This is a genomic window from Paenibacillus sp. FSL R10-2782 (genome assembly GCF_038592985.1).
Taxonomy (GTDB): Bacteria; Bacillota; Bacilli; order Paenibacillales; family Paenibacillaceae; genus Paenibacillus; species Paenibacillus terrae_C.
On record NZ_CP151951.1, the window covers coordinates 4262010 to 4282610 of the forward strand.

20 protein-coding genes are annotated in these 20601 nt (G+C 48.5%); 10 read left to right on the plus strand and 10 right to left on the minus strand.

What is annotated here, in order from left to right; translation table 11 throughout:
- Positions 1–444: 444 nt before the first annotated feature.
- Positions 445–2160 carry a M4 family metallopeptidase gene (locus NST83_RS19295; RefSeq protein WP_342415322.1) on the plus strand — a complete coding sequence of 572 codons (1716 nt, stop codon included), beginning with the start codon at positions 445–447 and terminating at the stop codon, positions 2158–2160.
- Between the two features lie 164 nt (positions 2161–2324).
- On the opposite strand, the gene NST83_RS19300 is transcribed toward NST83_RS19295, so the two are convergent.
- The gene (locus NST83_RS19300) at positions 2325–3083 is read right to left on the minus strand and encodes a WIAG-tail domain (protein WP_342415323.1); all 759 of its coding nucleotides are present in this window, start codon (positions 3081–3083) and stop codon (positions 2325–2327) included.
- A gap of 116 nt (positions 3084–3199) precedes the next feature.
- Positions 3200–4360, minus strand: a complete 1161-nt coding sequence (locus NST83_RS19305) for a glycosyltransferase family 4 protein (protein WP_342415324.1) — start codon at positions 4358–4360, stop codon at positions 3200–3202.
- 224 nt (positions 4361–4584) lie between these two features.
- On the opposite strand from NST83_RS19305, the gene NST83_RS19310 reads away from it, so the two are divergent.
- Both NST83_RS19310 and asd read left to right on the plus strand, forming a co-directional pair.
- On the plus strand, positions 4585–5700 hold the full coding sequence (locus NST83_RS19310; protein ID WP_342415325.1) for a YheC/YheD family protein: 1116 nt from the start codon (positions 4585–4587) through the stop codon (positions 5698–5700).
- A gap of 88 nt (positions 5701–5788) precedes the next feature.
- The gene (asd, locus tag NST83_RS19315) at positions 5789–6586 is read left to right on the plus strand and encodes an archaetidylserine decarboxylase (RefSeq protein ID WP_137060093.1); all 798 of its coding nucleotides are present in this window, start codon (positions 5789–5791) and stop codon (positions 6584–6586) included.
- 167 nt (positions 6587–6753) lie between these two features.
- On the opposite strand, the gene NST83_RS19320 is transcribed toward asd, so the two are convergent.
- Positions 6754–7539 carry an AraC family transcriptional regulator gene (locus tag NST83_RS19320; RefSeq protein ID WP_137060094.1) on the minus strand — a complete coding sequence of 262 codons (786 nt, stop codon included), beginning with the start codon at positions 7537–7539 and terminating at the stop codon, positions 6754–6756.
- A gap of 220 nt (positions 7540–7759) precedes the next feature.
- Between NST83_RS19320 and NST83_RS19325 the strand changes: the two genes are divergently transcribed.
- Positions 7760–9058 (plus strand): aminotransferase class I/II-fold pyridoxal phosphate-dependent enzyme, encoded by a 1299-nt coding sequence (locus NST83_RS19325; RefSeq protein WP_137060095.1) that lies wholly within the window; start codon positions 7760–7762, stop codon positions 9056–9058.
- 117 nt (positions 9059–9175) lie between these two features.
- On the opposite strand, the gene NST83_RS19330 is transcribed toward NST83_RS19325, so the two are convergent.
- On the minus strand, positions 9176–10510 hold the full coding sequence (locus NST83_RS19330; protein ID WP_342415326.1) for an ATP-binding protein: 1335 nt from the start codon (positions 10508–10510) through the stop codon (positions 9176–9178).
- Positions 10511–10659: 149 nt separating this feature from the next.
- On the opposite strand from NST83_RS19330, the gene NST83_RS19335 reads away from it, so the two are divergent.
- On the plus strand, positions 10660–10776 hold the full coding sequence (locus NST83_RS19335; protein WP_209440990.1) for a YjcZ family sporulation protein: 117 nt from the start codon (positions 10660–10662) through the stop codon (positions 10774–10776).
- A 118-nt stretch (positions 10777–10894) separates the two neighbouring features.
- Here NST83_RS19335 and NST83_RS19340 read toward each other — a convergent pair whose 3' ends face one another.
- From NST83_RS19340 to NST83_RS19360, 5 genes are all read right to left on the minus strand, one after another.
- Complete coding sequence (locus tag NST83_RS19340; protein ID WP_342415327.1) at positions 10895–12118, minus strand: ABC transporter permease; 1224 nt, start codon at positions 12116–12118, stop codon at positions 10895–10897.
- Positions 12119–12120: 2 nt separating this feature from the next.
- Positions 12121–12867, minus strand: coding sequence for an ABC transporter ATP-binding protein (locus tag NST83_RS19345; protein ID WP_342415328.1), 747 nt, complete (start codon positions 12865–12867; stop codon positions 12121–12123).
- Between the two features lie 18 nt (positions 12868–12885).
- Entirely contained in the window at positions 12886–14277 is a 1392-nt protein-coding gene (locus NST83_RS19350) for a DEAD/DEAH box helicase (RefSeq protein ID WP_342415329.1), read from the minus strand.
- A 153-nt stretch (positions 14278–14430) separates the two neighbouring features.
- A complete protein-coding gene (locus tag NST83_RS19355; RefSeq protein WP_342415330.1) occupies positions 14431–15210 on the minus strand; it encodes an SDR family oxidoreductase in 780 nt (259 codons plus the stop codon).
- A 39-nt stretch (positions 15211–15249) separates the two neighbouring features.
- On the minus strand, positions 15250–15708 hold the full coding sequence (locus tag NST83_RS19360; protein ID WP_137060098.1) for a chemotaxis protein CheX: 459 nt from the start codon (positions 15706–15708) through the stop codon (positions 15250–15252).
- Between the two features lie 427 nt (positions 15709–16135).
- Between NST83_RS19360 and NST83_RS19365 the strand changes: the two genes are divergently transcribed.
- The 3 genes from NST83_RS19365 (at position 16136) to NST83_RS19375 (ending at position 18763) form a co-directional block, all read left to right on the plus strand.
- Positions 16136–17038, plus strand: coding sequence for a LysR family transcriptional regulator (locus tag NST83_RS19365; protein ID WP_137060100.1), 903 nt, complete (start codon positions 16136–16138; stop codon positions 17036–17038).
- Positions 17039–17098: 60 nt separating this feature from the next.
- Positions 17099–17908 (plus strand): histidinol-phosphatase, encoded by an 810-nt coding sequence (locus NST83_RS19370; protein ID WP_342415331.1) that lies wholly within the window; start codon positions 17099–17101, stop codon positions 17906–17908.
- A 114-nt stretch (positions 17909–18022) separates the two neighbouring features.
- Complete coding sequence (locus NST83_RS19375) at positions 18023–18763, plus strand: GTP pyrophosphokinase family protein (protein WP_342415332.1); 741 nt, start codon at positions 18023–18025, stop codon at positions 18761–18763.
- Positions 18764–19179: 416 nt separating this feature from the next.
- Here the strand turns inward: NST83_RS19375 and NST83_RS19380 are convergent, their stop codons facing one another.
- Positions 19180–19839 carry a hypothetical protein gene (locus NST83_RS19380; protein WP_137060104.1) on the minus strand — a complete coding sequence of 220 codons (660 nt, stop codon included), beginning with the start codon at positions 19837–19839 and terminating at the stop codon, positions 19180–19182.
- A 174-nt stretch (positions 19840–20013) separates the two neighbouring features.
- Here NST83_RS19380 and NST83_RS19385 point away from each other — a divergent pair, with 174 nt between their 5' ends.
- A complete protein-coding gene (locus NST83_RS19385; RefSeq protein ID WP_137060105.1) occupies positions 20014–20229 on the plus strand; it encodes a helix-turn-helix transcriptional regulator in 216 nt (71 codons plus the stop codon).
- A 35-nt stretch (positions 20230–20264) separates the two neighbouring features.
- Positions 20265–20477 (plus strand): helix-turn-helix transcriptional regulator, encoded by a 213-nt coding sequence (locus NST83_RS19390; RefSeq protein WP_342415333.1) that lies wholly within the window; start codon positions 20265–20267, stop codon positions 20475–20477.
- Positions 20478–20601 lie beyond the last annotated feature (124 nt).

Sequence of the window (20601 nt, forward strand, 5' to 3'; positions counted from 1 at the left end):
TCCTCGTCCATAGACCATTGTCGTTGTGCAGCTGTCATCCAACCCTGCTCATAAAATGGACGAAAAAAAATAGGGGTGCAGTTTACAAGACTGCGCCCCTCCCCCCTATGTATATGGCGTCCCCCAGCGGGACGCTCTTTTTGTTTCTCCTATACCATTCGATTAATTTCGACTAAATAAGACAAATACAATCTAAATCGGGTCTTTAGTCTCATTTTGGAGTAATTTGTAATTTACATCTTCTCGTCCTACATTCTCTGTGCTAATATCAGAGCCAGAACGATGTAATCACAAAAAAATAAAACTTGTTTTTTTGCATAAGTTTATTTTTTTCATGATCTTCACGTTTTAAAAAGCAGCAAGACCTACATACATGGCGCCATGCCTAAAAAACAAAACAGGATGCACATCATCCTGACCTAAATTTGGGGAGAGTGATTTTTAATGAAAAAAGTATGGGTTTCACTTCTTGGAGGAGCTATGTTATTAGGGGCTGCAGCACCTGGTGCCTCAGCAGCGGAGAATTCTGTTCCCGATCCTACTCAGCTTACACCCACCTTTCACGCAGAACAATGGAAGGCTCCTTCATCCGTATCGGGTGACAATATTGTATGGAGTTATTTGAATCGACAAAAGAAAACGCTGCTAGGTGCAGACGGCACTAATGTCCGTGATCAATTTCGTATTATTGATCGCACGAGCGACAAATCCGGTGTAAACCATTATCGATTGAAGCAGTATGTAAACGGGGTTCCCGTATATGGAGCTGAGCAGACCATCCATGTGAATAAGTCCGGTAAAGTCACCTCTTATCTGGGCGCCGTTATTTCGGAGGATCAACAACAAGATGCCACTGAAGACACCACTCCAAAAATTAGCGCTACCCAGGCCGTCTATACCGCGTATGAAGAAGCAGCTATACGGATTCAATCCTACCCTTCCGTCAACGATAACGTTACTGAGGGTAGTCAGGATCAAGGCAGTGTAAGTCAAGATACTTACAAAGAGGCATCTAACAACGAATTATCAATCTCAAAACAAATTTCCATTGCCAAAATCGCCAATCTGGAGCCAAGTGTAGAACCTAATGCAGAACTGTACATCTATCCTGACGGTGAGACCACACGGCTGGTTTATGTGACAGAGGTTAATATTCTGGAGCCTGCACCTTTGCGTACACGCTACTTTATTGATGCCAAAGACGGAAAAATCGTATTCCAGTATGACATCCTCAACTACGCAACGGGCAACGGCCGCGGCGTGGATGGTGTAATGAAATCGTTCACGACTACAGCTTCCGGCAACGGATATCAGTTGAAAGACTCGACACGCAGTAGCGGAATCGTAACCTACACTGCTGCCAACCGTCAGACGACGCCGGGTACTATTTTGACGGATGCGGATAATGTATGGGATGATCCGGCGGCTGTTGATGCCCATGCCTACGCTATTAGAACCTACGATTATTATAAGAAAAAATTCGGACGCGACAGCATTGATGGACGTGGCATGCAAATCCGTTCGACCGTCCATTACGGCAAAAAATATAACAATGCCTTCTGGAACGGCTCTCAAATGACATACGGCGACGGCGACGGTAAATTATTTACCTTTTTCAGCGGTGATCCCGATGTCGTAGGGCATGAGCTCACCCACGGTGTCACAGAATTCACCTCCAATCTGGAGTATTACGGTGAATCTGGTGCGCTGAATGAAGCCTTCTCAGATATTATTGGTAATGATATGGATGGCAGCAACTGGCTTCTTGGAGATGGCATTTATACGCCTAACATTCCGGGCGATGCTCTGCGCTCTCTATCCGATCCTACAAAATTTGGTCAGCCAGATCACTATTCCAATTTTTACACGGACCCTAACAATGATGATGAAGGCGGAGTCCATACGAATAGCGGTATTATCAACAAAGCCTATTATTTGCTGGCACAAGGCGGTACGTCCCATGGTGTAACGGTAACCGGTATCGGGCGCGAAGCGGCTGTATATATTTACTATAATGCCTTTACGAACTATTTGACCTCTACCTCCAACTTCTCTAACGCGCGGGCCGCCGTTATCCAGGCAGCCAAGGACGGCTATGGTGAAAATTCAATAGCAGTCATTTCTGCTATTAAGTCCTTTGACGCTGTAGGTGTGAATTAAATTGAGCTTAAACTAGCAATCTTCTGGCTCTACTTAGAATATATAAAAAGAGGGCGATATTACCATTACAAGTGTGCCCTCTCCCCCCTCATATATACGGCGTCCCTTCATCGGGACGCCTTTTTCTTGTTTTATGAAAATTCGCAACCCTGTGCAGGCGTGCTTTAATCGTGCCCGATTGCAATCCACAGAATCAAACCTTCACAAATTGAACCTGCGTGTCCGCGTTCCACAGTAAACACCGCCGAATCTCTCTGACATTTCGTGACAGATACCGTTACCCCCGGTAAGCTCGCATTTCCTGTGATTGCATAATGCACGTCCTGGAATGGCTGCTCAAACACAATGCTCACTTCATTCCTGCACGCTTCTGCGGGAATGTGAAAAAAAACGCTGCCAAACCGTGTTGAAGCCGCTCTTGAATTAAATGCATGCTTACGGAGAAGCCCGTCATCATCCGTAAAAGCAGCTTGCTTGTCAGCGGACAACGCTAACCGCTGCTGCTTGGGGCGATGTCTGCCTTCGGCAATGTGAATACTGGTAATGGAACAATCCAGCAACGATTCCTGCTCTGACTGACCCCTGGACGTTACAGACGTCTGGCCGTCTTCCGTCCCGGATTCCATATTCGTCTCTGGCACAGACAGCAGCAATACAGACGCCCGGTTCATCAGCATGGCTTCCTCCAGTGTCTTGGGAAGCTTGTGCTTTCGCCATGCTGCTTCATCCACAGTGATAGGGTCATGAGTTAGAGCTTGGGTATCCACGATTGACTTTACATTCACCGTTTCCCGCTGGAGCGGTTTATCATTGCCGGGGGAGGACGTTTTATTTTTGTCTATACGAGGGGAGGGAACCGCGTTGGAAGAGTTACGCCGTACTGTTCTTTTATCCTTACTATTATGGTTCATGCGATGGTTCATAATGACCGCTCCTTTGGCACAGGAGTGAACCAGCGGTCGCTCCGCTTCATTCACTCGGCTGGAAATCATGGCTAATGCCTATAGGATAGCCTATGCTCACAACTGGGCTCATGTCACTACGTTACGCAATCCAGCATGATTTGCGCCCAGCGATGTGCTGAATGCTGCCATAAAAACCGTTTTCGCACCTCGTCAAGCCCTGCCTCTCCCATTCGTCGCCGCAAGTCAGGTTGCTGGAGCAGTCCAATGACGGCAGCAGCCATTTCCTGCTCCCCCGGAGATGATGACACAAGCCAGCCCGTCTCCCCGTGTTGTACAACCTCCGGGATGCCGCCCGTACGGGAAGCAACTACGGGTACACCTGCGGCCATCGCTTCCAGATTGACCAGCCCGAAGGCCTCATTTCCCACCGAAGGAACGACGGTCACATCGGCCAACTGGTACAGCGAGGCCAGTGCCGGATGAGGAACATAGTCGAGAAACTCGACGTGCTTCCCCATCCTGAGCTTACGCGTCTGCCGATGCAGCGACGCCGAATAGGATGTGAGACGGTCCTGCCCGTAATAGGCGCTGCCCGCAATGAGCAGCAGCACATCCGGGCAGGCACGGGCGATACGCGGCAGGGCCTTGAGCAGCCGATGAACGCCCTTGCCGGGCACCAGCCTGCCCGCATACAGTATGATCCGGCGGCCTGCCCAGCCAAAATCGTTCAGCCGCGCCGCTCTGACCGCTTCTGCCGCAGGTGTCCAGCGCGGCAGGAAATCGCCGGGATGAATGCCCAGCTCATTTATAGCGATGCGTTGCCTGACAGCATCAGAGCTGTCAGCAGCTACGACGGATCGCATGTAGGCGCTGTTCACAATGATCCGCTCCAGCGGCTGCAGCAGTCGTTTCACTTCCTTCCGTTGCAGGTACGGCTCCCGAATGAAAGTGGTCGAATGCAAAGTCAGTACGATCCGGCTATCGGGCAAAGCGTTGTGGATCGCATATGCCGCAGCAGGGCGGTTGTGTACATCGACCACCGCAGGAGACCATCTTTTCAGGTCGGAAATCACCTCGGAAATATAGCTTGACCCTTGCTTATAACGTATGCAGGGCACCCCGTCCACATCGGCGTTATCCGGTACCTCTTCTCCCCGTATGCCATATATCTGTACCTGAAGCTTATCGCTGGCCAGTGGTACCATATGGGCAATAACCCGCTCCACCGAACTGCTGCGGGGCGAAGGTATAACAAAAGAACCCGGTGTAACGACTGCTACCTTCGGCCTCTGCATCAGTCCTGCACCTTCTTTCCTCTCTGATTCAAGCGATCCTGCGCATTCAACACTCCTACACTCATGGTGTATCATATCGTCTCCCTGCCTGAAAGGTGCCTGGCTCCTTACTTTGGGCAAGCAGCAAGGCAACCGTCCATGCCTGGCCGATCTTTAAAACATATGATGGACTAGAACCACTGAGTTGTCAGTTAGAGTCTCAACAAGGAAGGGCGGACATACCCATGCTGCATGTAGGCATCATGCTCAACCCGGCGACGTACCGGGGCATCCCCGCCATGAGGACGGGTTATGAATCACTCGTCAATTACGAAGACGCCGGATTGAGCTACGAGCTAATTCCCTGCTTTCTTCGTCTGGAGAATATTCATATACCATCTGGAACATGCCGGGCTTTTGTTAAACATGGTAACGGCTATCATCAGATGACTCTCCCGTTGCCACAGGTCATCCACAATCGGACACTCTATCGACAGAACGAAAACGCCAGTGACATCAACAGACTGGTACAGAACGGAATTTATATCTTTAATGAACAAAACCGTTTCCGTAAGGACCACATACATGCGATATTGCAGGAAGACCCTCTGCTGCACCCTCATCTTCCGCGAACGCTGCAAGGCAACCTGGCTTCGATTCGTACCTTGATGGAGCAAACCGGAGATGTCGTCATCAAGCCAAGCAGCGGGAGCATCGGCAAAGGAATTATGCGTCTGAGACATTCCCGTGGTGACTGGACCTTACAATGCGCACATCCCGCTGTACCGGAGCGCTGGATCACCCTGCGCCTGCATGCCGGAGAACTGCCTGCATTTCTGCCCAAGCGGCTGTTGCATAGTCCTCATATCGTGCAGGAAACTTTACCGCTCGCTTTGTATAACAACCGCCCTTTTGATATTCGCGTGACGGTTCAACGCGGATATGGCGGCATTTGGAGCGTAACAGGCATGTTTGCCAAAATTGCTCCCTCCCACACCTTCGTTTCCAATGTGGCGCAGGGTGGCTCAGCCCGTTTCTTGCCAGAGGTGCTGTCACAGGTACGGACGGCTCAGCCATGGAACACAGCCCGTCTGATGAATGAATTGGAAAGGCTCGCGCTGCAAATCGTTCATCGGCTGGCACAAAACCTTCCCCGGCTGGCTGACGTCGGTCTGGACCTGGGCATTACGCAAGAAGGCAAGATTGTTTTTATCGAATGCAACGGCCGCGATCAGCGCTACGGATTCAGCCAGGCGGGCATGAACAATGTCTGGAAAGAAACGTACACTCAGCCGATGGCTTACGCCCGTTGGCTTCTCGAACGGATGCCCCCGGCGGACACCGACCGTCCACTGTATTGATTTACGTCACATTCTGTGTCAATATAGTTCAGAGCGGCCGGACATGTTCCGGCCAAGACGGCTCGGAAATGAACAAGGGGGATCTGAAATGGCAAAACAGTGGCTGCGGCTCATGACTGAGCTATCATCGCGCAAGTGGGTGTGCCGGGTTGTGGGTTCCTTTGCCCAAAGCGGTGCAAGCCGACTTTTTATCCCCACCTTTATACGTACGTACCAGATCCAGACGCATGAGGCTGAACAGGAATGGAAGGAATACCGTTCCCTGAACGCCTATTTTACACGCAAATTAAAAGCGGGCATGCGCCCGATTGATACGAACGCCGAGGTGATGACCAGTCCAGTGGATGCGCGGATTACGTTCACTGGCCCAATTACATCCGGCACGATTTTGAATGTCAAAGGTCAGGACTATACGCTGGATGAGTTGCTTAACCGTTCGCCGCGTCTTGAGAAATACACGCACGGCTATGCTTTTGTGCTGTATCTCAGCCCGACTGATTATCATCGTATTCATGCGCCGGTATCCGGTACACTGGTGGAGAAGGAACATTTGCGCGGCAAGGTATATCCGGTGAATGACTTCGGCTTACAGCACATGAGAGCGGTTCTGAGCCGCAATGAACGGCAGATTACGTACATTGCCCATGAATACGGCGAGGTGGCGGTCGTCAAGGTTGGCGCGATGAATGTAAGCAGCATCAAATACACCGATGACGAAGCCCTCTCATGGGAAAAAGGCGACGATCTCGCCTATTTCGAGTTTGGATCAACCGTCGTTCTGTTGACCGAAAATGGCACATTTGAACCTGACCCTGTGCTGAAGCTGGGAGATGTAGTTAGAATGGGACAGCGTCTCGGTTGCTTCCGGCACGATCCCAAAGCATAAGCGAATTTGCCGTTACATCACGGCAACGGCGACACGGATGAAAGGACCCGGCAGCATTGCTCAGGTCCTTTTTGGCGTTTATCTTTTTATTCGTTATAGGAATATCCTTAGAACCACACGTTCACCTCTCCGTCGCTAGGCTACAGCCTGTCCACCCGCTCATTCCTTCACCTGATCTCGGACGGACTTTTCCCAGTGTACTGCTTGAATTGACGGCTGAAGAAAAAAATATCCCGGTATCCCAAAGCCTCTGCCACCTCAGTCACATTCATTCCGGCATGCAGCAACAGATGCTGTGCGCGCTCAATTCGCATGCTGATGATATGAGATTGAGCGGAAACACCCAGCAACTCCTTGAATTTGATTGAAAAATAGCGCGGTGACAGCCCTGCCCGTGCCGCCAAATCCTCGACGCGGTGAGGAAGCCCCGGATGCTGGCGCACATAATTGGCCGTTTCCCGGATGACTTCGGTGAGCTGATGGCTGACCGGCTGCTCCTGCGGCTCCTTGCGGTCGGCACGCAGCAAATGTATCATGAGCTGCTTCAGGATTAGCCTGCCCTCCTCCTCGGCCCCGTAAGCGAGTTCCAGGCGCAGACGGACGTACCTGGCAAGCATATGCTCCACCTCGACCATTTCCTCCAGCATTCGATAGCTGGCAGGGATGATCTCCGGCTGCTCGGTAAGATCAAAATGGATATAGGTAAGTACTAGCGGCTTCTGAGGGTTATGTGTGGCATGAGTATCATCCCCCGGCTTGAACAGGAAGCAACTTCCTTTGCTTACCGGAAAGGATTCCCCGTTCAATACAACCGTTCCTTCACCGCTCCATACATAAAATAAATCATAGTTTGGCATCGGCCTTTCGCGCACCTGCCATTTCCAGCCCGGCTCGCACACAATTTTGGCAAAGGCGGACAACAGGATGAACGATGACGCAGACGTATCCAGCAAAACCTGCACCTCCTTATGCTATTCTTTCGTTGTCCCAGATCCCGTTAAATTATAATATAAGCGCAGAACAGCCATTACGCAAAAAATAAAGCTTTTCCTCCATTTCTTGCTTTTTAATTTTGTGTAAGTGTTTTTCTTTTTCTGGGACGCTTTTGCGTGACGCTTACCGTGTGTAATGCTATAATATGTAATCAAAATGACTTGGAAGGATGAAACCGGAATGAATCCACTGGCAGCGCAGTTAAACCGCAACATTCAGGCAGGCAACGAGCATGTATATGAAATGCTTTCTCTTTTAGGTAAAGAGATTTATTTCCCAAAAGAAGGAATTTTGAGTCAATCGGCAGAGGCGGGGAAACTTGCTAAAAAATATAACGCTACGATTGGTATTGCTACCGAGGGTAGCGGCCCTATGCATTTGGGGGTCATTCAGGAGAAGCTGTCCGCATACAGCCCCAAGGACCTGTACCCTTATGCGCCCCCTGCGGGCAAGCCTGAGCTGCGTAGTGTATGGCGGGAAAAAATGCTGAAGGAAAACCCGTCGCTGGCGGGAAAAAGCTACGGCCTACCGGTGGTTACGAACGCGCTGACTCATGGTTTGAGCATCGTTGCCGACCTCTTTACAGATGAAGGGGATGCTGTCATTTATCCAGACAAAAACTGGGAAAACTATGAACTGACCTTCGGTATTCGCCGTCATGGACGATTGGTAAATTTCCCATTGTTCACAGAGGACCAACATTTTAATAGTGATGGGTTACGCGAAGCACTGCTAGCGCAGAAGGATTACGGCAAAGCCATTGTTGTGTTGAACTTCCCGAACAACCCGACTGGCTATACACCGGGAGTCGAAGAGGGCAAAGCCATTGTTGCTGCCATTCAGGAAGCTGCGGAAGCAGGCATCAATGTCGTAGTTGTAACAGATGACGCTTATTTTGGTCTGTTCTTCGAGGACTCCCTGCATGAATCGCTATTCGGCCAGTTAGCTGGACTTCATCCAAGAATTTTACCAGTCAAAATTGACGGAGCCACCAAAGAAGAATTCGTTTGGGGCTTCCGTGTCGGATTTATTACCTTTGCTTCGGAACATCAGGACGTGCTGAGCGCACTGGAGCAAAAAGCATTGGGAATTATACGGGCAACGATTTCCAGCGGCCCTCACCCGTCGCAAACCTTCGTGCTGGATGCTCTCAAATCACCGGATTTTGAGCAACAGAAGGAAGAAAAGTTCCAAATCATGAAAGGCCGGGCCAACAAGGTCAAGGCGCTACTTGATAGCGGAAAATACGGAGATGTATGGAGCTACTATCCTTTCAACTCGGGTTATTTCATGTGTCTCAAGCTGAACGGCTTGTCCGCCGAACAACTGCGCACACATCTGCTGGAGCAATATGGGGTGGGAACGATTGCACTGGGTGAGCATGATCTCCGTATCGCGTTCTCCTGTATCGAGGAAGAATATCTGGAAGACTTGTACGATATTGTTTATCGTGGTGTGCAAGACTTATTGAACGCCTAATCTAATCGGTCGGTATGAACTGGTTAGACTTATAGCTGGATTAAGCGGTGTGCCGGATGTTGCGGCATACCGTTCTTTATATCCCCTGTTGAACGATTCATTCCCAACTCGAAGCACTTATCCCTCAGCAGCCAGCAAAGATTGTTGTGCCAGCGGCAGCAAAATGATAACCTCCGTACCCGCTCCCGGCTCGCTCTCATACCGTATACTGCCGTTCATCGCTTCAATCATGCGAAAAGAGACTGCTGTTCCCAGCCCTGTTCCTACTTCTTTGGTCGAAAAAAACAAAGTGCCTACACGTTCCAGATGCTCCGGGCTCATGCCTTTTCCACTATCCTTGATATTCAGACATGCCTTCTCTTCCTGAACTACCAGCTTTATGTCTACCTTGCCTCCATCTTCCGCAGCCTCAATCGCATTTTTCGTGATATGAATTAACGCCTGCAACAGTTGATTACGATCCGTATGTAGATATATATTATTCCTCAGCTCCGTCTGCATTCTTACGCCTTGCTTGGCCGCCATCGGTTTCAGGAGCAGAACAATCTGTTGAACCATACCGGACAAATCCATCAGCTCCGTCTTCCCAATCTGTGGCTTGGATAAATTCAAATAGTCGCTAATGATTCTTTCAGCCCGATCCACCTCCGCCAGCGCCAGCGCCATATATCTGCGGTTTTTTCCTTCCAGCCCTGACTGGGCCATTTGCAGGAACCCTTTTACGACCGTCAACGGATTACGAACTTCGTGAGCCATGGAAGCGGCCAGTTCCCCTAACGTATTGAGACGTTCAGCATATTTGATCTTTTTTCTCATCTCTTCCCGTTCGAGACTAAACTCCATCCAGCAAGAGGCAGCTCCGATACTTAGAAATTGAATTATAGCAAACCAAAGAACCCCCTTGATCAGCTCGACTTCATCCTCATTCAGTCTGCCGTTGGCCCAGGAATGCATCATAAGAACAACCAGCATGATCACATTCATCCACACACTCATGAGCAAGTTTATCAATACTCGGGCCAGCATGCCTTTGAGCTGCATAAATTTTTTTCTCACCAAGAGAGGTACGAGATAACATAACAGCATGCTAAGCAGCCCCACACCGATGGAATCAGGTCCAACATAAATGCGGGCCAGCATCATGAGTGTTATATTCACTAGTCCTGCTCCGGGGCCAAAATATAAAACGGAGAGGATCAGCGGAACATATCGGAGATCCCAAAGGAAGCCGTACCAGCTATACGAGAAAATAAGACAAAGCACAGAAGAGATACCCAGCACCCCTCCCATGAGCAATGGGGTCTGTTTCATATGTCGATAATCCGATAAAGCGCTGTACACCAGCAAGGGTACAAAAACCAGAAATATATTCACGAGCAGCTTGTCTGCCAGCATCTCGTCGTTCCCACTTTCCAAGTAATAATGATTATATACTTCTTCTATTCTCGACAAAACGTGTCTTTTCCTCTCTATCCCCTCATATCCGCTGAAAAAAATAAGGCGATCCGGCAATGTACCTCCACGTTGGCCCACGCAATCCGAAAATCGGCTTCATAATATACGGTGTATCCTACATCACAAGGACCGAGAGGAGAATGAGCATGGGAGCAGAAGAAACAAGAGGCGGTTACGGTGGTTTCGGCGCATTCACAAGCACAGGAACGATTCTGGTGCTGTTCATTTTGTTAGTGATCATCAGCAAAACGATTTTCATTTAAGCAGGCGGACATCTGCGCCCACGGCCGACAAATAGCAGTACCCACGCAAAAAGGCTATTCTGCAAACAGCGCTTGCTGCTTACGGAATAGCCTTTGTTTTTACTTTATACACACAGGATCAAACTTCTTCCTCATCTTGACCGTCCAGACGCCATTTTTTCGCCTGAGCGCCTCGTACCAGGTATACTACCAGCACTCCACCAGCCAGCGTAAGCAGTGTGGTGATCAGCCCTTCAGTTCCTCTCAACAAAAAAGGAAGCCACAGGATGACCGCAACCGGCAACAGCAGCCGTACAACAAAGTCCAGGAAAGACGCACGACGGGTATGTACAGGAAGCGGATAGAGCTGAAGCCATAGCGAATCCTTATGGTACTGCCTTAACGAAGTAATCTGCACGCCGATCAGGAATATAAAAAATAAATACACAGCGATACCGATCCAGCTCGTATGCGTGATCCATATAATCAACAGGCCGAGGATCCCCAGTCGTATCACCATCCCCACAGGCTCTGTGCGCACAAAGGTCTTAAACAGCAGGTAACGATAAGCACCCCTTTTGTCCCACGGTATGTTACCGCCTAACCAGGACAACCAGCGACGCGGAGTCACTCTCTGCGTAAGGGCCGGCACATCAACAAACCAGCCCAAAGTACGCATCACACGGGCAGCCTGTACGCCTTCTGTACGGATCAGGTTCTCCCATGCCACCAACAGCTTGACCGGAAAACGCAGGACAAGCACGTACACCACACCCACCAGCACGATAAACGGCAAGCTGCGCAGCGGAGGCTGCCACAGCCATGCGGCTACCAGCAGCACGGCCAGCGCCCAGCGAAGCAGACGATACGCCATACTCGCACTGCGCGATACCATGCGCAGCTCCTGCCAGCCCCCATAGCTAAACAGCAGCTTCAGCAGCACGAACAGCAGTATGGTCAGCAGTAGTGGCTTAGGCGCAGTATCGCTGCGGATATACAACGGCCACGCGATCACAAGCAGCAACAGCAGACCAAATATTTTATACACCACGCCACGGATACGGCTGGACTTAAAATATTCGTGCATCGCATGCTCCTGAGGACGCAGGAAGACGATATCGGCTTCGTTCAAATACGTACGGAAGCTCATATGAGCGATCGGAACGGCTACAGTGAGCATAATCCAGCGGATGGGCAAATCCGGCGGGATATGCATAATCAGCGACGTGTACCACGCGGCAAAGGCAATCAGCGCAAAGCCGAAGACGACCGCCAGGCCGCTCTGAATGACATAGCCGAGATAAGGCAGCACTTGTCCCCAGAACGCAGCACGTCTTTCTTTATGCAAGCGTTGCAAATCCATGCTCATTCCCTGCCCTGTACCAGCTCATAAAATGCATCTTCCAGCGGCATGCCCGGCTTACCCGCCTGTGCTGTCACTTCATCCAGCGTGCCCTGTGCAATGATGGCACCCTGATGAAGCACAATGAAACGATCACAATAATTTTCAATCGTGGACAAAATATGAGAACTGAGTAAAATGGACGAGCCCGAGCGCTTCATTTCCAGCATAAAATCAAGCAGGGAACGAATACCGAGCGGGTCCAGACCCAAAAATGGCTCATCAATGACATACAGTGGCGGCCCAGCCAAAAATGCGCACATAATCATCACTTTCTGGCGCATCCCTTTGGAGAGATGCATCGACATGCTTCCACTCTTATCCCGCATACGGAACAAGTCCAGCATTTGGTCACTGCGGGTGCGAAAATCAGCTTCATTGACTCCATACGCTCTGGCAGTGAATTCCATATGCTCCATTACGGTCATTTCGGGATACAGCTCTGGAGACTCGGGTACAAAGGCAATGGCTCCTTGATACTGCTCGGGATTTTCCGCCTGCTTATGTCCCTGCACGCGAATTTCTCCCGCCTGCGGTGTCATCAGGCCCAAAATATGCTTCATCGTCGTACTTTTCCCGGCTCCGTTCAGACCGATCAGCCCCACCATTTCGCCCGGCTTTACATCCAGAGAAATCTGGTGCAGCACCGGGCGCTTGGCGCTGTATCCGCCTGTCAGTCCATTAATTTGCAATACAGGCTGTTGTTCCATGGCTCCCCCTCTTCTCACTTATCCGTTCGGCTTTGACCCTTTTTCCTTCAGCCATCTTGGCGCTCCCTTGTTTTTACGCTCACGCTCGCGCTGCGCTTTCCCTGCTTTGGACAAGGCCGCTCCTTTGCTCTTGCCTGGAGCCGAGCCATTTGCCGCAGTTCTGCCAGGACGACCGTTCTCACCGCGGGCAGGCGCCTTGCGGCTTTCCGTGGCTGCTCCGTCAGAATTGGCTCTGGCTTCGGAAGGCCTTACAGGCGCACGTTTGACATCCACCGGACGCGGCACGACAACCCGGCCTCCGTACAACGCACGCTCCGCAATGTCGATGCCCAGTTCACGGGAAAATTTACGCATGATGAACGTTTCACGGTCGGTAACAACCGACGCAACCAACCCTTTACGACCCATCCGTCCGGTCCGTCCTGCACGGTGAACATAAGCCTGACTGTCCGTAGCCGGATCAAAATGGATCACCATTTCCAGTCCCTCAATATCCAGACCACGGGCTGCCACATCGGAAGCAATCAGCACCTTGAGCTTGTCCGCACGAAACTGGGCAAGCACATTGGTACGTGTAACTTTGTCCGCATCGCCATACAGGGATGCTGTAGTCAGTCCCATATGCTTGAGCTTGGCCTCAATCTCTCCGATGGCATTGGTGGTATTGACGAACACCAGCGCTTTTCTCGGATTAAAATGACGCACCAGTCGGCGCAGCATGTCCACCTTATCCCGTTCTTCAGATACAAAGTAGTAGTGTTCCAAACCGCTGGCCGTCTTCTGGTCGGGATCAATCCCGATTTCCACATAATCCTTCATTTCCCGCTTGGCCAGCGCTTGAATTTCGTCGTTCAGCGTTGCGGACAAAAATACTAACTGACGGTCACGCTGGGCAGTGCCCAAGATGTTCGTGACATCGCTTGCTCCCCCGAGCTGGAACATCTGATCCACCTCGTCGATGACGATGGTTGTAATGTTGTGCATTTTCAGCTTCTTGGAAGCGATGAGTTCCCGTACACGTCCCGGTGTGCCGACCACAAGCTGGGGATGGTCCTTCAGCTTCTCGATCTGGCGCTTGACTGCCGCTCCGCCGATCAGGCCGAGCACACGGATGCCGCGATGCTCCCCATAACGCTGGCCTTCGCGTACAATTTGCATCGCCAGCTCCTGACTGGGAGCCAGGATCAGCTTTTGCGTGGCCTTTTTCTGCGGGTCAATGGCTTGCAGCAGCGGCAGCAAGTAAGCCAGCGTCTTCCCTGTGCCAGTCTGCGAACGCGCCAATACATGCCTGCCCTTGATCATTTCTGGTATAGCCTGCGCCTGAACTGGCGAAGGCTGTGTAATCTCATGCTCAGCCAGCTTGGTCAACAGATCTTGTTCCACGCCGAGCGATTCAAAATTCAATGTCATGAAAAGGTCCAACCCCTATACGTAAATTCGTTACTCTCCATTATATGCGAAAACCGCCCTGTAACCAAATGCAGATATTTAGTCATACCTCCCTTTTATTCAAAATGACAAAAAAGATGTCCCTCCACCATCACATGGTTTGCGGGACATCTTTTATTTTTTGTTCATCACGCCATGGCCCAACCTGTCGGTCAGCCTGGGAGCAAGCTGGTACAGCTTGAGAAAAGGAGATATCCACCGTGGCAGATTAACCTCCTCCTTGCGAAGCTCCATCGCTCTCACGATGTGCTGAGCCACCTTGTCCGGCTTTAGCATAAACCAGCCTACATTACGAACATATCCGCCCGAAGGATCAGCGAGGTCAAAAAACGGCGTGTCAATCGGTCCGGGGTTAATCGTTGTTAGCGTAACTCCGCTCCCGCGCAGTTCCTGCCGAAGCGCATTGCTGAACCCTAGCAGTGCATGCTTCGTTGCTGTGTAGGAGGACGATTTGGCTGTCCCGATTTTACCGGCCATGGATGCCACATTGACGATCTGTCCCGTACCTCTTGCTGTCATTTGCGGCAGAAATGCCTTGATACAGCGGACAGCGCCCATATAATTCACATCCATCATTTGTTCAAACTCCGTCAAGTCTGTCTCATGAAAATAATCAAACTTCCCGTAACCTGCGTTGTTGAGCAAAATATCGACCCGTCCGAACTGCTCCAGCACACGGGCAGCCACGGCCTCTACCTGCTCTTGACGAGTGACGTCCAGAGGGATCAACTCATGCCTGCCACTAATTCCGGCTGACACTTGTTCAAGCCGTTCCTGCGAACGCGCAGTCAAAATAGGAATCGCACCCTTTTCGCTCAGCAACCGTGCGCAGAGGGCACCAATTCCACTGGATGCACCTGTAATGACAACCACCTTGTTTTGCAATGTACTCATGGACATCCCTCCATATTAAAGAAACCTGCTTCTTTAATATTAAGAGATCATCACCTGAATATCCAGCTCACCGATCCCTTCCATCGTAAGCGGAATATAAAGGGCACGCTGAGGTACGAAGGAGGTCAAGTTTTCCGACTTCATGACCTGCGGAGGCGTAATGTCGACTACAATCCCCTGATTGGACAAAATCGTGCTGGCATTACCGCTGATCATATTTCCCAATTCAGAAATGGCGCTTTTGCCCATCTCATCAATTTCAGTCAAAACGAATCCGCCCATCATCGCCGATACCATGCGCAACGCTACCTGTTCATTCAGGCCGAACACAATATTTCCGCTAAGCTGTCCGGTCATCCCGATCATAATCCAAATATGGTCATCCACCAGCTCGACATTTTTCACACCGAGATCGCCGGGTGAGGGAGAGATTTGGATCAATTGTTCAATGACCCGCCGCGCCGACTCCAAAAAAGGATTTATCACTTCTGCCTTCACGATCATTGCGCCCCTTTACGATGGGCTTTTAGACACACAACAAAAGTCCCATTTTAATTTGAATTTTATTTTTCAAAATGATGCATAACGAATCAACCTTCAATAAAATACTCTCTCTATCACTTATCGACAGCTATCCGGCAATTTTTTATAGCCGAATCACAAAAAATGTGAATAATGTCCTATTCCATCGCTTTCCATCGAATTCAAATGGATTACTTTTGATGTATAGCAGGACTTTAGTCTTTATTTTCCAATATACCATACTTCACGGTGTTCTGCTTCGATTCATTGCCCTTCCCGCTCGAATAACCTATAATTTAATGAAATAAGCATAACGATGGTTTTACATATGCACATGTGGATTTGTGAAAAATCCTCAGGCTGTATTGCTGCGACAGAATTAAGAAAAGAGAGGAGGAACTTCATGAACATCAGTCAACTTGAAACACTTATCATGATTTCCAAAACAATGAGCTTCCGCAAAGCCGGAGAACTTCTCAATTTGACGCAGCCGGCGGTATCCGCCCAAATCAAAAGTCTGGAGGACGAGTTCAAGACCATTCTGATCGACCGCAACCAACCCGTCACCCTGACCGACCGAGGGGCTGTTTTTTTGGAACATGCCGAGCGGATCTTGAGTGTTGTCGAGGAGCTGCGGCAAAAATTGTATGATCTGAACGAAACGCCGCAGGGTCATATTGCGCTCGGCACTACAACGTCCATCGCTATTCAAATTTTACCGCGTGTACTTTCCTACTTTCAGGATCAATTCCCGCTCATCAAAACCTCCATTCAATCCATGGCTTCCTCCATGATTTATCAGCAGGTGGAAAACGGGCTTATTGATGTTGGCATCGGTTACTTGATCGAACGTAATCCCAATTTGAGCACTTCGATTTTGTATTACGATTCCTTTGAGCTTGTCGTATCGCCCACTCATCCATTGGCCTCCCAACCGCATGCTACCATTGAAGCCCTTCGGGAAATTCCACTTATTCTGCTCTCACCCGATACGGTAGGACGAAAATTCGTGGATGATGTATTTAAAAAACACCAAATTGTGCCTCATGTCGTGATCGAGTTGTCCAGCAGCGAGGAAGTCAAACGGATGGTAGAGATTAATCTTGGCGCCGCCATTATCTCCAGGCTGTCAGTCTCTCCTGAGCTACGCGCGGGTACGTTGAAAATGATTCACATTACCGAGCTGGAGGTTAGCCATCCGGTAGGGGTCATTTACAAATCCGGCCGATATCTGAATTCAGCCATGCAGCAGTTTCTAAGCGATTTAAAAGGTATGCCGGAGACCAATTTTATCAGTTCTGAATAACGCACTCAGCTATGAACACCCTACGAAATACAAACCTTGATTACGAAAGGACGACATCCTATGAAATTTGATCTGCACACCCATCACTTCCGCTGCGGTCATGCAGACGGTAATATTCGGGACTATATCGAAGCAGGCATTCAGTCCGGTTTACAGGCTATTGGTATTTCAGACCACTCCCCCTTCTTATGCAGCGAGCAGGATCAGGCTTTTCCAAAAATTTATATGGCGAAATCACAGCTTGCCGAGTACGTAGAAGAGGTACAGCAGCTACAGAAGGAATATGAAGGCCGTATTGACGTGCTGCTCGGATTGGAAACGGATTATTTCCCTGATTATGCAGAACTGTACCGTTCCACCCTGGCCCCTTATCCGTTCGACTACCTCATTGGGTCGATCCATAATGTTGAGGGAGACAGCATTTTTAACCGTAACCGTTGGAACGAAGTAAGTGATGCTCGCAAAATCGAGGTCAAGCAAGCTTACTATTCGCTCATTCAGGAATCTGCTCGGAGCGGTATGTTTCAGATTTTGGGTCATATCGACGCCATGAAAGGGAATTTCCCGGCTTTCTCAGATATTCCTGCCGATGAAGCGATTGATGAAACCTTGAGAGTGATTGCAGAGTCCGGTGTGGCGATTGAAATTAACACTTCAGGCAAAACCAAGCTCAGTGGCGGATGGTATCCGTCAGTCCCCATTTTGGAAAGAGCGCATCATTTTGGCGTAGAGGTCACTTTTGGTTCAGATGCCCATAAACCTGCGCGGGTAGGTGAAGATTGGGACGATGTGAAGGCGATGCTGAAGGATATTGGCTTCCGCGAATGGGTTTATTTTAAACAAAAACGTAAAATTTCGGTGTCGCTTTAAAATTTGTTTAGGGTGGGAATTGCCGCCTCGCTGCCAACCACCTTAAACTGCACGGCTCCATTATTTTAAATATTATTTATATTTTACAACATCTATGTGTGAGGAGAATTACATATGTATCTGGAAGACCCGATGGACAAGATCAAAAAGCTAAAGCACGATATCACGCGTTTTATGCTGATCTATAAATTTGCTCTCGACGAAATGGAAACCAAGATTGAAATACTAAAGCAGGAATTTCAGGCGTTGCACGATTATAGCCCTATTGAGCATACCAAATCGCGCCTCAAATCCCCTGAGAGCATCATGAACAAAATGCTTCGTAAAAATAGTGAGCTTTCCCTTGCTGCCGTCAAGAATCACATTAAGGATATCGCGGGACTACGCATTACCTGCTCTTTTATTTCGGACATTTATGATGTAAGTGACATGTTACAGAGACAAAGTGATTTGAAGGTGCTGGAGGTCAAGGATTACATCAAAAATCCCAAACCAAACGGCTACCAAAGTCTGCATCTGTTGATCCAGGTTCCTGTATTCATGTCCGACTGCCAGGAACTAGTCTGCGTAGAGGTACAAATTCGGACAATTGCGATGGATTTCTGGGCCAGTCTGGAGCATAAAATCTTTTATAAATACAACCAGTCCGTCCCCGAAAGCCTGACACGCGAATTAAAAAATGCGGCAGATTCAGCCAATGCGCTTGACCTCCAAATGGAACGTCTACACCGTGAAATTAAAGAGATTAAAGACGCCCAAGGTGAAGAGGACTCTATTGAAGAGATTCGAAAGATTATCATTAATAATCAGCAATTTTCAGTGCCAGCCAACTTTTTGAAGCTGCTCGGGGAGTAAGATTAGGTAGTGATCCACCACTACGCAAATGATTTGATCTTACGTTCGCTGTTGCAACGGGATTCTCAGGATTTATAAACCCTTTAAAGGGTTGAATCCCATTGCAAAAGCGAACGCTTACGCTTATCCAGATTCAGATTCTTCGCTCCGCTGCCAACCGCCTCTCATTCTTCATTTCGTTTTTATGTTCTTTCATCGCAGTTATTTAAAAAGATTAAATCATTGAACTTGAGCCTTGCAGTTTGGATTAATTTGAGCGATTCCTTTAACTGTATCTAAACGAGGAACTTTAGATTTAAAATTAGGATGCTCCGATATAGCGGGTTTAATGAGCATCTGGAGGCTGATCCAATCGCCTGAAAGTGTCTTCAGAAACAGTTTGCCGTTAATTAATCTTCCTGTTCTGTACATACACGTTAATAACCGGATACATAGCGGTCGACTTCGTCCTCAACCCTCTCAATCGCTTGAATCAAGGGCATTTCAGGTTCCTCCTGTTTATATTGAATAGCCTTCTCACACGTACCTCCTGCCCCTGCCCACTCCCAATACAGATGAATGTCTACAGACTCCAGAAAATATACAGATAAGGCTTCAACAGGATTTGCAGCATACAGCTTCATAAATTCCTCGTCTGTAAGCTGATGCTGCCGAAGATACTCACCTTTCATATTGCAGAGTAGATTAAAAGTGTCTTGTTCGTTAATATAAATAGAACGGGCAACGAATTCATTGCGCCTTTCAACCGAGTTCAGTATGATTTGCATAGCGTTACGGATGTGCTCGTCTTCGGGACTGATATGAAACATTTGAATGAGATTGTTCGTGGTCAATTTGGGGTTAAACGGGGCTGGCTCTATGATTCGTGTCCACACATTAGTCTTTCCATTCTCAAACACTTCAATAGCGTCTGAGACATTATAGCCTATCGTTTGCCATTTACGGTTCAGAGCATCGGTGATGTGATAATAATGTATCTCTTGGTCATCGCTTCCCACTTCTTGCGGCCAAACTGTTTCCATGCGAACGATGTCCAGAATATGTTGTTTGTTGACTTTGTCTTCTAGTGTAGTCATATGTATTTCCCCCGATTCTTTTTGGTAAAATGGCAATAGCAAAGCCAAGGATATGATGCATATCCTTTTGTTTAGGATGAATTTCACAGTAAATATATACTCTTATAGCGATAAATAAAATATACTCTTGAAGATATAAATTGTCAATAAAAAAATCCCGGAGGCATCTATTTAATGTTGAAAATCAAAATTAAGCTAAAGGAAGTATTAAAAACAAAAGGAATCACTCAAAAAAACTTAGAAGCTATGACAGGAATACCCCAATCCAGAATATCTACTCTTTGTAGTGGTAATCGACAAGAAGTTAACCTACTCATGCTTGAAAAAATCGCCCATGCTTTGGAGATCACAGACTTATCCGAATTAATTCAGTTAGAAGAAGAGAACTAATGACTTCTTAATTCAAGTTAGGAGATAAATCTAAGATGGAACTGATCATAAAACTTAAAGACGTTATGAAAGAAAGAAACATCACTCAGTTACAATTGGCAAAAATGGCAAATGTCCGGCAAGCTGCAATATCGGAATTATGCAGAAATGCTCGGGAAGAAGTAAATTTAGCTATGCTAACAAGGATCGCCATCGCTTTAGATATTAAGGACATATCAGAATTAATACAATTTGATGAGACAGAGTAGAGAAATTCTACAGGGATAACTGGAAGGATTAGATAAAACTCCATGTTTTTTCGGACAGACGACCGAAGTTAAATGAATGAGGTTAAGGAAACATTACATCTTTGATAAAAACCCATAGCTGCCT